At 65.2% G+C, this 13,894-nt stretch carries 13 protein-coding genes and 1 tRNA gene; 2 read left to right on the forward strand and 12 right to left on the reverse strand.

All coding sequences use genetic code 11. From position 1 onward, the window contains the following. Positions 1-29: 29 nt before the first annotated feature. The 11 genes from MIC98_RS11795 to serS all read right to left on the reverse strand — a co-directional run bounded on the left by MIC98_RS11795 (position 30) and on the right by serS (position 11,068). Positions 30-968 (reverse strand): lytic transglycosylase domain-containing protein, encoded by a 939-nt coding sequence (locus MIC98_RS11795; protein WP_239738161.1) that lies wholly within the window; start codon positions 966-968, stop codon positions 30-32. A gap of 56 nt (positions 969-1,024) precedes the next feature. Then, positions 1,025-2,068, reverse strand: a complete 1,044-nt coding sequence (gene virB11, locus MIC98_RS11800; RefSeq protein ID WP_057640569.1) for a P-type DNA transfer ATPase VirB11 — start codon at positions 2,066-2,068, stop codon at positions 1,025-1,027. A 13-nt stretch (positions 2,069-2,081) separates the two neighbouring features. Then, positions 2,082-3,305 (reverse strand): TrbI/VirB10 family protein, encoded by a 1,224-nt coding sequence (locus tag MIC98_RS11805; protein ID WP_239737310.1) that lies wholly within the window; start codon positions 3,303-3,305, stop codon positions 2,082-2,084. Further along, complete coding sequence (locus MIC98_RS11810; RefSeq protein WP_057640498.1) at positions 3,302-4,075, reverse strand: TrbG/VirB9 family P-type conjugative transfer protein; 774 nt, start codon at positions 4,073-4,075, stop codon at positions 3,302-3,304. The genes MIC98_RS11805 and MIC98_RS11810 overlap by 4 nt, the downstream gene beginning before the upstream one ends. After that, the gene (locus MIC98_RS11815) at positions 4,072-5,055 is read right to left on the reverse strand and encodes a VirB8/TrbF family protein (RefSeq protein WP_239737311.1); all 984 of its coding nucleotides are present in this window, start codon (positions 5,053-5,055) and stop codon (positions 4,072-4,074) included. Before MIC98_RS11815 ends, MIC98_RS11810 begins: the two co-directional genes overlap by 4 nt. Before the next feature lie 76 nt (positions 5,056-5,131). Next, the gene (locus MIC98_RS11820) at positions 5,132-5,569 is read right to left on the reverse strand and encodes a hypothetical protein (protein WP_057640496.1); all 438 of its coding nucleotides are present in this window, start codon (positions 5,567-5,569) and stop codon (positions 5,132-5,134) included. Positions 5,570-5,941: 372 nt separating this feature from the next. Further along, positions 5,942-7,600, reverse strand: coding sequence for a type IV secretory system conjugative DNA transfer family protein (locus tag MIC98_RS11825; protein WP_239738163.1), 1,659 nt, complete (start codon positions 7,598-7,600; stop codon positions 5,942-5,944). Positions 7,601-7,850: 250 nt separating this feature from the next. Continuing rightward, a complete protein-coding gene (tadA, locus tag MIC98_RS11830; RefSeq protein WP_239737312.1) occupies positions 7,851-8,354 on the reverse strand; it encodes a tRNA adenosine(34) deaminase TadA in 504 nt (167 codons plus the stop codon). Positions 8,355-8,394: 40 nt separating this feature from the next. Continuing rightward, positions 8,395-8,484: transfer RNA gene (locus tag MIC98_RS11835), tRNA-Ser, on the reverse strand. Positions 8,485-8,562: 78 nt separating this feature from the next. After that, complete coding sequence (locus MIC98_RS11840; RefSeq protein ID WP_057640494.1) at positions 8,563-9,555, reverse strand: LysR family transcriptional regulator; 993 nt, start codon at positions 9,553-9,555, stop codon at positions 8,563-8,565. A gap of 232 nt (positions 9,556-9,787) precedes the next feature. After that, the gene (gene serS, locus MIC98_RS11845; RefSeq protein ID WP_239737313.1) at positions 9,788-11,068 is read right to left on the reverse strand and encodes a serine--tRNA ligase; all 1,281 of its coding nucleotides are present in this window, start codon (positions 11,066-11,068) and stop codon (positions 9,788-9,790) included. Positions 11,069-11,169: 101 nt separating this feature from the next. On the opposite strand from serS, the gene MIC98_RS11850 reads away from it, so the two are divergent. Then, positions 11,170-11,802, forward strand: coding sequence for an energy transducer TonB (locus MIC98_RS11850; protein WP_239737314.1), 633 nt, complete (start codon positions 11,170-11,172; stop codon positions 11,800-11,802). A gap of 128 nt (positions 11,803-11,930) precedes the next feature. Beyond that, positions 11,931-12,497, forward strand: a complete 567-nt coding sequence (locus MIC98_RS11855; RefSeq protein WP_239737315.1) for an energy transducer TonB — start codon at positions 11,931-11,933, stop codon at positions 12,495-12,497. A 60-nt stretch (positions 12,498-12,557) separates the two neighbouring features. Here the strand turns inward: MIC98_RS11855 and aroA are convergent, their stop codons facing one another. Beyond that, a complete protein-coding gene (gene aroA, locus MIC98_RS11860; protein WP_239737316.1) occupies positions 12,558-13,862 on the reverse strand; it encodes a 3-phosphoshikimate 1-carboxyvinyltransferase in 1,305 nt (434 codons plus the stop codon). Positions 13,863-13,894 lie beyond the last annotated feature (32 nt).

A 13,894-nucleotide genomic window follows, 5' to 3' on the forward strand; every position in this document is an offset into this window, starting at 1 on the left:
GCCGGAAAGCTGGCCGCACCACGACTTCGTCAGAAAACGAAGGCCGCATCCCCAGCGGGAACCTGTTGAACCTGTTGAACCTGTTGCACCGTACCCGTGCCCGACTGGGCCGGCGTGGGCATCGGCGTGTTGCGTTCGCTCCACGGCCGCAGCATCACCGGGCCATCATCAGCCCGACCGCCAGGCACTGGCAGTGCTGCGCCATTTCCAGGCCCGGCCTGCTCCACGGAATACATGGGAGCCGGTGCCGCGACCGGTTGCACGGCCCGTTCCAGCCGCCCCGACACCACGCGCGACAGCGCGTGGTCGCCCATACGAAGCAAACCATCGCGCACCATTGCACCAGTAGAGGGGTAAACCACATAAGCCCGCGCCGGATCGTCAGGAAGGTATGCCGGGGCACCGCTCTGCACGACGATGCGTGCCTGTGCAGCCGGGGACAGCTGCGGGTGATGTTCGACCTCGATCTGCCTGCGTTCGCCACGATCGGCCACTGCAATCGGTGCGGCGTCCCCCGTGACGGCAAGCGGCTGGCTGCGCCTGATCGAGTCGTACATTTTCTGCACGTAGCCGTGCCGGAACCCGGTGGTGAAATCACCCGAGTAGTAGCAGCTGAACGCCTTTCCCCAATCCCCACCCGAGCGCTTGTAGCAGTCGGCCAGGATGCGCGAGCCCGCCTGCAGGTTCGGACATTGCTGGAATGCCTTTTCGTAGGAATCCAAACCGTACTTGGCCAGGTTGTAACGATTGACCTGGGCCAGGCCGACGGAAAAGTTGTAGCCCTTCTCCTCGAGCATCCGCACGGTGGCCAGTGCTTCGTCCAGACGCCGTGGCTGGCGCACGAGCGCCCCACCGACCACGCCGATGGCGAAAGGATTGCGCGAGGATTCGACGTCGATGACGTGTTGCATCACCTCCATCGGCACCGCCATTTCCGGGCATGCAAGCGCTTCAAGTCCGGGTAGCATCAGCCTGCCCTCCCCGGTTGCCGCCGCAACGCACCGGCTGTCCGTGACGCCATCATTCAATGCTCCTGCCCCTGGGTACGCCCCGGGTTGAAATCGATGCCGGTGATGTAGCGCGAGCCGGCGTGCGCCTTGATGTGCACCACGATGTCGATGGTCATCATCAGCAGCCGCTTGATGACGGGGAATTCCAGGCCTGCCCCTTCGGCCGAAGCCTTGACCATCAGCGCCAACTGGTCCCAGGTCTGCTCGGGGCTGCCCGCATGGCAACTGGTGATGGAACCGGGATGACCCGAGGCGCAATTGCGAATGAAGTAGAACGCTTCGTCGCCACGCAATTCCGCGAGGATGATCCGGTCCGGCTTCATTCGCAGGCAGGCTTCCATGCAGCTCTTGGCGGTGACGTTGCTGGTGCTCTGCCCGCCCTTGGAATACAGCAGGTGCACCACGTTGGGCTGCGTGATGAACAACTCGCGCGCATCCTCGATGGTGACCAGCCGCTCGTCGTCGGGAATGTGGTTGACCAGCGACTTCATGAAGGTGGTCTTGCCGCTGCCGGTGGCGCCGGAGACCACGATGTTCTTGCGATACATCACCGCATGCCGAAAGAAGCCGGCATAGTCGCGTGCATGGCGCAGCTCCAGCAGTTCCCGGTCCTGCTCGCCGATGCCACCGTCCTGCTCGAGTATCTGGTCGAAGAAGCCGTCCTGCTGGTACTGCGCCAGGGTCCTGGTGTGCCTGGATGGCAGGCGTATGGTGATCGACACCTTGCCGGCGTCGCAGGCCGGAGGGATCACGAACTGGGCACGCTGGCCGGTCGGGAATGTCAACGACACCACCGGATCGGCATCGGTGATGCGCTGGCCGGTATTGCTCTCGTTGACCACCGCCGTGCAGAACTGTCGTGCGCGCTCGAAGCTCAGGCCCGGCACCTCCACCCGCTGCCAGCCATCGGCCGCTTCCAGATACAGCTCGCCGGGGCGGTTGATGCAGATCTCCGTCACCGCCTGCGACTCCATGTACTCGGCAATGCCCAGCACTTCGTACTGGTAGCGCAGGAAGTCGCTGGAAACCAGTGCGAGCGGAGATGCTTCGGCGTCCATGCTCATTCGCCAATCAATGGCGCGGATTCAGCACGCTGGTGAAATCCACGTCCTTGGCGACGTAGACATTCACGATCGTGCCCTGGTTGATGGTCACCGTCGGCGACCGGCGCTGGCTCAGGGCCTCGTTGGCCAGCCGCTCCATCGTGCGCGCAGTGGCGCTTTCATAAGGCGACTGGACGGCCAGGCCGCTGCTGGTGATGGTTGTGGACTCCGGTCCATGCTCGGCCGCGGCATACTTGAAGGCATCGGAAAGCAGGCTGATCATCAACGCCGACGCAATGCGTTGCCCCCAATGCGCGCTGTACTGGCCGGGATGTCCCGCCCCGCCGAGCTGGTCCACGCCCGGGCTGGACATGGCCACGTCGATGCCATTCGGCGTGGTGATGCGATCCCATATCACCTCCACGCGTTCGCCGATCGGGCCGCCGCCATAGCTGCCATAGATCTTCGATCCCTTGGGCAGCAGGAGATTGCGGCCATTGATCGAATACACCGGCTCCGTGACCAGGCAGGAGGTATAGCCGGCAATGTCGGTGACGATCCGGGTCTCCAGCACGCAACGCAGGTATGTGCCACGCACCAGCAGCGCGTCCGGGCTGCGGATGAAGCCGGCGCTGGATACGTTTTCCACGTCGGGGCCGCGGCGTATCTGTTGCGGCTGCTGGCTCTGGCCACCATTGAATTGAGCCAGCAGTGCGGCACGGGTGACCTCGTCGACCGCCGGGCGCGCCTGCGTCTGGCCGATCACTGCGGCATCGTCGCTGGCGGCAATGCGCCGCTCCAGCAGTGATGGTTCATGGCGTTGCGGTGCGCTGAGCTGGGTCATCGGTACTAGCTCCGTATCCTGTACGGGCGCGGGCGGCAGCAGCGGGATCGCTTCGGTCGTCTGTCGTGACGACGATAGTGCGGCTGGCGCAATATTCGGCAATTCCGGTGTACTCACCCGCTCGGTCTTTTGCGGTTTTGGCACCTCGACATCGCCACCGCCCTTGCGCACCAGCAGAAAGCCCATCGCCAGCACCAGCACCAGGATGCCGCCCAGGAAGAGCAGCGCCTTGCGGTTCAATCGCTGCTCATCGACCGAGCGCAGGTGCGGCGCACCGGCATCGAGGTCCGGTGTCGTTTCATGCCCGACCTTGCCGTAATACGGGTTGACCGGTGGCGCCTGGTCACCTGTGCCGGCGCCATCGGGGAGCTGGTTCGGATCGTTGCCCGGAATGTTCTGCTGGTTCATTTCTTGACGTTCCTTCGCAGGCCGACGACGTTCTTGCCGTGGCGGATGACCAGATAGGGGTAGGTCCCGTGCACGATCAGGGTGTTGCCTTCGACCGTGGTGTTCACCACGAAATCCTCGCCGTACTCGCTCTCGCGGCCGAAAACGGCCGGGAAAATGCCGGTCTTGTATTCGGGTGAGGCAGGCAGCCTGAGATAGGTGAAACGGCCATCGTCATAGGCATTCACCGGCACCAACCAGCCCATTTTCCTGACACGCCGGGTCGAGTAGGAATAGTCGAAGTTGTACTGGCGGTCCTTGGCCAACTCGGTGCTCAGCAGCGGCCGGGCTTCTTCTTCCACCGCTTCCTGGGCGATACCGAAAACGGCATCACTGGGATAGGTGAAGGCGATCTTGTACTGCACGCCCGCACGACGCGCCTGCTCCAGCTGGCGCCAGTCGGTGGCCACCACCTTCAACTCGAAAATGTAGGAATGCGTTTCGGTGCGCACCATCATGTTGGTGTCCACGTCGACGTTCTTCGGCTTGAGGTAGAACACGTTCTCGCGACGGGTCAGTTCCCAGCCACTGCTGAAGCCGGTGCTGTAGTCGAGGATCTTCTCGTTCGGGCTCAACTCGATCTGGGTCGTCAGGCCCAGGCCGGTACGCACCGGATAGATGCGGTCTTTCTCGTAGGCATATTGGTCCACCGCCTGCGCGGCGGCCGCTGTGGAAAACAACAGCATCGACAGCAGCGCCCATGCGCCCGTCCGGTTCATGCGGCTACTCATCGGTTGCTTGCTCCATCAGCAGTTCCGGTGGAAATCTGGTTCGGCGGCGGTGCCTCCTGCCCCGGCAGGACAGGCTGCGGCGGTACCTGCACGCCCGGCGCGGGTTGCCCGGAAGGAATGAAAGACTCTCCCGTGGCCGGATCGACTACGGTCGCCGCATCGGGATCGGATACGCGCGCATCCGTGCGGGCCTGTGCCGCGGCCTGCTCGGCCTGGGCCTGCAACGCGCTGTCATCCGGCACCGGCACGCCCCGGGCGTAATCACTGTCCACGCGGTATTCGGTGACCCAGAAACCAAGCGGATTGAGTACGCGCTCGTCCTCGGTCAAACCGAGGTTGCCGCGATACTCGAAGCGCATGGTGACAATCTGGTTGTCCAGATAGGTGGTCACGCCGGTCCGCTTGTCCAGCAGGCTGCGCTGGATCCGCACCGATGCGCCGCGGAAACCGCCATCGGGTTGCGCGCCCAGCGGGGTGATGCTCAGGATCTTGACCCTGACCGCCTTTTCCTTGCCATACAGGACAATCGGGTTCTGCGGATTGTTCTTCGCGTAGCGCGCCTCCTGGGTCAGCCCTACCGGCTTGTCCGACATCAGGAATACCAGCCGCCAATCGCGCAGGCCCATGACCTGGAAGTCATAGGATTCACGCGCCAGCACGTACTGGGCGACATTGCTGCGGTTGATCGACTCGTTGGCGGTGATCGACTGGTCGCGGAAATTTCCGGTCAGGCGCGCGACGGTGGCGGTGCCGGTATAGGCATCGGCCATCACCAGGAAAGGCACTTTCTCCTTCAACGGCAACATGTAGTAGTAGCCGCCGGCCAATGCCAATGACATCAGCAACGATGCGGTCGCCACCTTCCATGCACGACGCTCGCTGCGGCGTGCCATGTCGGCGAGGGTCAACTCGTAGCTGACGGCCTTGCCGACAGCCTGTTCCATCCGTTGGGTGTTGCCGGGGTCCTTCTTGCGCAACATGAGCTCTTCCAGATGAGATGAACATCAAGGCGCGGCGCGTCGATTCCATGCGCCGCACGCAGCATGCATGGCGGCGTCAGCTTCCCCCCTGCGGGACGGAAGCGTCCGGAGCGGCCACGGAGATGGCGTTCTGCACGATGATCGTGTTGCCGTCGATGGAGACGGAGATGCCCTGCGGTGCATAGGCAGCCGTGAGTTCGACAACGGCCTGTTGCGCGTTGGTGGTGTCGATCCGGGCGACCGCACCGTACAAGGTGAAGTCCGATGCGAGACGGTAATCCAGCGCCCGGCCGGAATCCCTTGACCAGCGCTCGAGCATGGTCTTCAGCGTGCCGTCCATTGGCGACGCCTGGTACACATAGCTGGAATAAAGTGGAATTTCGGCGGGAGCACTGGCAAAGCGATTGACCGGCCGCCAACGACCACCGAAATCAGGTGCGGGATGCGTGGCGCAACCGCTCACCAGCAATGCTGCGGCCACGACGAATACTTCCAACGAGAAAGCATGCTTCATGCGAATGTCCTTATTGCACCCGGGAAGCAGCTTCAATCCGGATTGCTGGCCGTCCGGATACATGCGAGGCGGGGACATGAACCGGCGGCCATTGCGGCAACGCCATCCGTGCTTCCCTGCTGCATGAAACCCGTCTGCCAACGCATGGGGCTACCGGGGAAAACCGGCGCATCACCCGCATGCGTGTCATCCAGACCGAAACCCTCCCTGTTCCTGCGGCTGAAATATCCCGTGAACTCTATCCGGAAACCCGACGAACAAGTCCTTCATCCATCAGTGCCAAACAGAATAACCACATGCCATTTCCGCATAAAGTGATCCTGGTCGCGTATCCGTGATACATACGGCCGGCCTTTTCGCCTGACCACCCATCTACACATCAAGGGTGGGAATCTCAACCTTCCGCAACAGCCGCGAAGTGAAGTAGCGATCCTTGTAGTAGCAGATCTTGTCGCATTTCACCGGATGTGGAATGCCTTCGTAAAGGAACACTTCCTTGTCCGTCCCCATTGCCTTCAACTCTTGAGGCAGCATCAGCGCGCGCCGCTCATCGCTGTAATTATGGGTTTTTTCCCTTCCCCTGGTCACGTTCTTCCTGCGCACGGTGGTGTAACCGAGCATCTCGGAATAGTCGGCGGCATCCTGTTGCTCACGTGGCGCATACAGAATCTGCAGCGCGTGATTGGTGATGATCGTGCGCGAGATGTCCTTGCCGTAGGTGGCATCGAGCTGGGCCATGCTCTGGATGATCGGCAGCAGGCGCACGTTGTAGCCGGCCATGTAGGACACCGCCGATGCGATGATGTCCACCTTGCCGATGGAGGTGAATTCGTCCATCAGCAGCAGGCACTGGTATTTCAGCTCGGGGTTGGACTTCGGCAACTCGCGCGTGTTGAGGTTGATCAACTGGCTGAAGAACAGGTTGATGATCAGCCGGCTTTCGGCAAGCTTGTTCGGCTGAATGCCGATGTAGATGGTCATCTTCTTCCTGCGCACGTCGGTAAGCAGGAAGTCGTCGCCGCTGGTGGCCTTGTCCAGCACGGGGTTGATCCACGGATTGAGCGGCTCCTTGAAGGTACCCATGATCGAGGCGAAGGTCTCCTCCGCCTGCGACAGCAGGTTGGCGAATGCGGTGCGCGCATTGCCACTCAGAAAGGGGCGCTCGGACAGGCTCTTGAGGTATTTCTTCAGATCACCTCCATCGCCGGAAGACAAGCGGTAGACGGCACCCAGTGTCGGCGCCCCCTGTGTACCGGGGAAACCATCCCTGCGTTCGTCATCGCGGTTTTCGAACAGGTACAGCGTGAAGGCCATGAATGCATTGCGCGCCTGGCTGACCCAGAACTTCTGGTCGTCGGCACCATCCGGGTACAACATCACGGCGATGCCCATGAGATCCGAAATGCGGAACGCATGGTCGTCGGAGACATAACTCAATGGATTCCAGCGATGCGTGCGCCGGTCTTCCGCAAAAGGATTGAACAGGTAGATTTCCTGCCCCTGGCTGGCGCGCCAGCCACTCGTCAGGTCGAAGTTCTCCTGTTTTATGTCCAGCACCACCAGCGACTCGTCGTATTCCAGCAGGTTCGGAATCACCACGCCCACGCCCTTGCCCGAACGGGTCGGCGCAGCCAGGATCGCGAACTGCTGGCCGTTCAACCGCACCAGCCTGCCCTTGTGGCGGCCTACCACGATGCCGCTGCCGGTCTTCTTGAACAGCCCATGCCTGGACAGATCGGCGGCAGTGGCGAAGCGCGCATCGCCATGCAACGAACGCTTGTCCGGCTTGAGGAGCAGCCATGAACCCGTACCCAGCAGCGCCAGCAATGGCATGCCGAAGCCGAGGTAGCCGGCCCACTTGATGCGGCCAGCGAACGGCGCGACCTGCGGTTGGTCGATGACGGCGAGGTATTGGTAATACGTGTTCCAGCCGAGCAGGTCCGTGTCCAGCCTCAGCAACAGCAAAGTGAGGTATCCGGACAATACGAAGCCGGCAAGCAGCGTCGTCAGTACCGCGGCGATGGCAATGATGGGCTTCCGTGCGAACAAACCTTGTCCTCCATGATGTTCCCCCTGAAACCGCGGCAGGGTGCCGGCTTCGATGCGAGGGCGGGTCCGAATTCACTGCAGTCATGCTCTCCGGCATGGCGGTTCGAAACGCCGGCTGGACTTTACACCGGAATCCAGGCAGGCGCATGGATGGCGGATATGGCATGCCACATGTGGAATGAGTTGACGATCCGGTAGACGCGTTGGCGCTCAACGTCCATTACGCAGGGCGTCAGTCCCTGTCCAGCGGCAACAACGGCCGCCCCCGCTTGGCGCGGAAATAGTTGCTCAGGCGCGTGCTCGCTTCCTGCGCCAGCACGCCGGCGGTGACGTCCACGCGGTGGTTGTGGCGGGCGTCGCCGAGCAGGTCGAACACGCTGCCGCAGGCACCGGTCTTGGGGTCGGTGGCGGCATAGACCAGCCGTGCGATGCGCGCGTGCACCAGCGCCATCGCGCACATCGCGCAGGGTTCCAGCGTCACATACAGGGTGCAGCCGACCAGCCGGTGGTTGCCCAGCCGCGCGCCGGCCGCGCGCATCGCCACGATCTCGGCATGCGCGCTGGGGTCATGGTTGGCGATGTTGAGGTTCCAGCCTTCGCCCAACACCGCGCCATCGGCGCCGACCAGCACCGCACCTACCGGAATTTCGTCGAATTCGCGTTGCGCACGCTCGGCCAGCGCCAGCGCGTGGCGCATCCATTTCTCGTCGTCGCGGGTGGGCGGCTCGGTGGTCATGCTTGCCGGCGGTGGCGCGATGCGGCGCTCGCAGTGGAAGTGGCGGGCAGGGTGGGATTCGAACCCACGGAAGGTTTGACCCTTCGCCGGTTTTCAAGACCGGTGCCTTAAACCGCTCGGCCACCTGCCCGTGGTGCGCCGATGCGCTGGCATCGGCCACGGGCGCGCATTCTCGCATGCCGCCCGTGGGTTTGTTCAAGCGGCTTGCTCAACCGGCCTCGATGGCCAATGCGCCCATCGTCGAGGCGCGGATCTTCTCCTTGGCGCGCTCGCAGGCGCCGCCGCAATCCAGCCGCGAGGCTTCCAGCTGCGGCGGCAGGTGTTCGGCGAGGAAGTCGATGAACACCCGCACCGCCGGCAGCAGGCCACGGCGCGAGGCGAACACCGCGTGGCAGATGCCCTGCGGCAGCGACCAGTCCGGCAGCACCACCTCCAGTTCGCCGTGGCGCACGGCCTCGGCGCAAACCGTCTCGGGCAGCATGGTGATGCCGAACCCGTCCTTGACCATGCTCTGCAGCAGCGGGAAGTCGAAGCCGGCCACCCGCGGCTGCAGGTCCACGCGGCTGACCACGCCCTCCGGGCCATGCAGTTCCCAACGCTGCCGCGCCTCGTCCTCGCTGATGCTCAGGGTGACGTGGTTGGCCAGGTCGTCGGGGGTCTTCGGGCGGCCGGCACGGTCGAGGTATTTCGGGCTGGCGACCAGCAGCTCCTGCACCTGGCCGAAGCTGCGCATCACCAGGCTGCCGTCGTCGTCCAGCCGCGAGCGCACGCGCAGCGCGACGTCGTAGCCTTCGTTGATGATGTCCACGCGGCGGTTGCTGATGTTCAATTGCAGCCGCACCTTCGGGTATTGCTCCAGGAATTTCGGCAGCAGCTTGGGCAGCTGCATCTGCGCCAGCGACACCGGCACGCTGGCGCGCACCAACCCACGCGGCTCGGCGCTGAGGCGGTCCACCACCTCGCGCGCGGCCTGCGCCTCGGCCAGCATGGTCTGGGCGTGGCGGTGCACGCTCATGCCCACGTCGGTGACGGCGAAACGGCGGGTCGAGCGCTGCAGCAGGCGCACGCCCAGATCGGTTTCCAGTTGGCTGATGCGCCGGCTCAGGCGCGACTTGGGGATGCCCAGTGCCCGCTCGGCGGCGGCGAAACCACCGTGATCCACCACCATCGCAAAGTAGTAGAGGTCGTTGAGGTCCTGCATGGATTGATCCCAGAACTGGAACGAATCCAAGGATTCAACCACCTTTGTCCTGATTTTACAAATCAGGCTGCAAACGGTCCTGTATGGACAAACTCGGCAGGAGCGCCACCACGCCGCAGGTCGGGCTACGCCCCCGACGCATGCACTGCCGCACGTCGGGGGCATAGCCCCGACCTACGGCAAAAGGCCCGCATGACGCGGGCCTTTCGTCCTTCCGCAGGTGGCGATGGCCTCAGCCGATCCGCTCGGCGCCGCCCATGTACGGGCGCAGCGCCTCCGGCACGGTGATCGAGCCGTCGGCGTTCTGGTAGTTCTCCATCACCGCGATCATCGCCCGGCCCACCGCCACGCCCGAGCCATTGAGGGTGTGCAGCAGTTCCGGCTTGCCGGTGGCCGGGTTGCGCCAGCGCGCCTGCATGCGCCGGGCCTGGAAATCACCGCAGTTCGAGCACGAGGAAATCTCGCGGTAGGTCTGCTGCGAGGGCAGCCACACTTCCAGGTCGTAGGTCTTGACCGCGGAAAATCCCATGTCGCCGGTGCACAGCAGCACCTTGCGGTACGGCAGGCCCAGCTTCTGCAACACGGTTTCGGCGCAGCCGGTCATGCGCTGGTGCTCGGCCTCGCTGTCCTCCGGGCGGCACACGCTGACCAGTTCCACCTTCTCGAACTGGTGCTGGCGGATCATGCCGCGCACGTCGCGGCCGCCGCTGCCGGCCTCGGAGCGGAAGCACATCGAGTGGGCGGTCATGCGCAGCGGCAGGCGCTCGGCCTCGACGATCTCGTCGCGCACGATATTGGTCAACGGTACTTCCGAAGTCGGGATCAGGTAGCGCGTGGCATCGCCCAGCGCGGTCTTGAACAGGTCTTCCTCGAACTTCGGCAACTGCCCGGTGCCACGCAGCGAATCGGCGTTGACCAGCACCGGCACGTTGGTTTCCTCGTAGCCATGCTCGCTGGTGTGCAGGTCGAGCATGAACTGGCCCAGCGCGCGGTGCAGCCGCGCCAGCTGGCCACGCAGCACGGTGAAACGCGCGCCGGACAGCTTGGCCGCGGTCTCGCCATCCAGCCAGCCGTTGCGGGCGCCGAGCTCGACGTGGTCCTTGACCTCGAAATCGAACGCGCGCGGCGTGCCCCAGCGCAGCTGCTCGACGTTCTCGCTTTCGTCCTTGCCGGCCGGCACGTCTTCGGACGGCAGGTTCGGGATGCCCAGCGACAAGGCTTCGATCCTCTCGCGCAGTTCGTCCAGCTGCACTTCCGAGGCCTTCAGCTCGTCGGCGAACCCGGCGACCTCGGCCATGATCGCCGACACGTCCTCGCCCTTGGCCTTGGCCTGCCCGATCGCCTTGGAACGGCTGTTGCGCAGGCTCTGCAATTCCTGGGTACGCACCTGGATGCGCTTGCGGTCGGCTTCCAGCGCTTCGAACGCGGCCACGTCGAGTTCATGGCCGCGCGTGGTGCGCAGGCGTTCGGCCAATTCGGCGGGCTGCTGGCGAAGAAGGGCTGGATCGAGCATGGGACGGCACTGTCAACGGATACGGAGGGATGCAATTATCGCCCGAACCGCGCCGCTCTGCGTCCTGTGCCAGAATCCGGGCGTTCCACACGGCCACGTCCATGCCCCGCTCCGAACAGAACATCACCTTCCAGTTGCCGCGCAGCAGCCTGAAGATCGCCGGCATCGCCTTCTGCGCCGGCCTGCTGCTGTTCCTCGTGGTCTGGCTCAACGCCCGGCGCCACAACGACTTCTACCGTGCCGACCCGGCGCAACCGCAAACCGACGTGGCCGAAGCCGCACCGCTGCCCGCGCCGCTGCCGGCCAGCGCCGGCGCCAGCGACATGCCCGACGCGCACGACGAGCCCACCGAAGAAAAACCGCAACTGGTGGAAACCACCCCGCCACCGCAACCGCTGCCGGAAGCGGCGCCCGCCGCCGCACCGGCCGCGCCAGCGCCCGTTGCCGCTACCCCGACCGACCGCCCGATGCCGCTGCCCGGGCAAAGCCCACCACCGCGCTATCCGCCAGCCGCATTGCGACGCGGCGAGAGCGGCACCGTGGTGGTGCGGGTCGAGGTCGATGCCGGCGGCGTCCCGCTGGACGCGAAGATCACCCAGCGCAGCGGCTCGCGCGACCTCGACCGCGCGGCGCTGGAAGCCGTGCGCCGCTGGCGCTTCCAGCCGGCGCAGAGCAATGGCCAGCCGATGGTCGGCAGCCTTGAGGTTCCGTTCGACTTCAAGCCGGGGCAATAAGCTGAACCCCGGCCGCGGCACAAGCTGAACTGCATGGCACCAGCGGCCATGCCGTTGACGTGGCCGCAACAACTGCCGCGCCGATGCGCGCAAGACTCGGTTCGTCGTCCAACCGACAGGAGTCCGAGATGAGTGCGATCCATACCCATGACATGCCCGCCTCGCAGCCGCTGGAGCATGGCGACCCTGCAACTCCCCGTTCCTCCACGTCCCCGTGGCTGTGGGCGGCGCTGATATTGGCCTTGCTGGCCGCTACGCTGCTGTGGCTGCGCCCGGCCGGCCCCGGCGAAACCACGGTACCCGCCATCGGCGAGCAGGCGGCACCGGCCATTACGCCGCAGGCACCGATGGCGGCCGAGCCCGGTACCAGCGCGGGCAACACCGCGGCGCGCAAGCCGGTGCCGGCGCTGCGCAACCGCGATGCGCGGCCGCTGGCCGGCAACGCCAAGCCCAGCTACCCGCCGGCGGCGCTGCGCAGTGGCGTCGAAGGCGGCGTGGTCGCGCGCCTGGACATCGATGCGCAGGGCCAGGTCACCGCGGCCAGCATCGTCTCGCGCCACGGCCAGCGCAGCCGCGACCTCGACCGTGCGGTGCTGGACAGCGTGCGCGGCTGGAAGTTCGAGCCGGCGCTGCGCGACGGCCACAGCGTGGCCAGCGTGGTCCAGGTGCCGGTGGATTTCCGCGCCAACCAATAATCCGGCGGCATGCGCACGGGCCGGGGGCAGCCTTGCCTCCGGCCCGTTCGTTTGTCCCGGTCAGGCCAACGCGAACCCGGCCCCGGTCGCCAAGCGGTCGAAACCGGGGAACGAGGTCGCCACGTTGGCGATGTCGTTGATCCGCACCTGCCCGGTGCTCAGCTGGCCGGCGACGGCGAAGGCCATCGCGATGCGGTGGTCGCCGTGGCTTTCGATGGTGCCGCTGCCAAGCGCGCCCGGATGGATCGTCGCGCCATCGTCGGTTTCGTCGATGCGCAGGCCCAGCGTGCGCAGGCCGGTGGCCATCGCCGCCAGCCGGTCCGATTCCTTGACCCGCAGTTCGGCCGCGCCGCGTACCACGGTCGGGCCTTCGGCCGCGGCGGCGGCGATGAACAGCGCCGGGAACTCGTCGATCATGTCCGGCACCACATCCACCGGGATTTCCGCGCCCTTTAGCCGTGCATGGCGCACGACCAGGTCGGCGACCGGTTCCCCGCCGTGCTCGCTGTGGTTTTCCTCGGTGATGTCCGCGCCCATCAGCCGCAGCGCAGCCAGCAGGCCGGTGCGGCGCGGGTTCAGGCCCACCGAGCGCAGGCGCAATTGCGAGCCGGGGATGATGCTGGCGGCGACGATGAAGAACGCGGCCGAGGAGAAATCCGCCGGTACCGCGATGTCGGTGGCGCGCAGGCGCTGGCCGCCGCGCAGCCGCGCCCTGCCCGGTTCGAAGTCGATCTCCACGCCGAAGGCGCGCAGCATGCGCTCGGTGTAGTCGCGGGTCGGGTGCGGTTCGACCACCGAGGTTTCGCCCTGCGCGTACAGGCCGGCCAGCAGCACCGCCGATTTCACCTGCGCGCTGGCGACCGGCAGTTCGTAGTGGATGCCGTGCAACTGCGCGCCGCCGTGGATGTGCAGCGGCGGCGTGCCGTCGGCCTGCGTGTCGATGCGCGCGCCCATCTGTGCCAGCGGGCCGGTGACGCGGCGCATCGGCCGCTTGGACAGCGACTCGTCACCCACCAGCACGCTGTCGAACGGTTGTGCGGCCAGCAGGCCGGCCAGCAGGCGCATGCCGGTACCGGCGTTACCGCAATCCAGTTCGCCTTGCGGCGCTTTCAGGCCATCGACGCCGACGCCATGCACGATCCGCCGCGATGGCGACGGGGTTTCGAAGTGCACGCCCATCCGCGCGAAGATCGCCGCGGTGGCGCGGGTGTCCTCGCCTTCGAGGAAGCCGTCGATGCGCGAGACACCATCGGCCAGCGCGGCGAACATCACCGCCCGGTGCGAAACCGACTTGTCGCCGGGAATGTCGAGCGTGCCTTGCAGCGGTTGGCCTTTGCTTGCGATCCAGTGGGGCTGGGAGGTCATGCGGAGTCTCCGTGATCGTTCCCTTCTCCCTC

This window comes from Stenotrophomonas sp. NLF4-10 (assembly GCF_022359915.1).
GTDB lineage: Bacteria > Pseudomonadota > Gammaproteobacteria > Xanthomonadales > Xanthomonadaceae > Stenotrophomonas > Stenotrophomonas daejeonensis.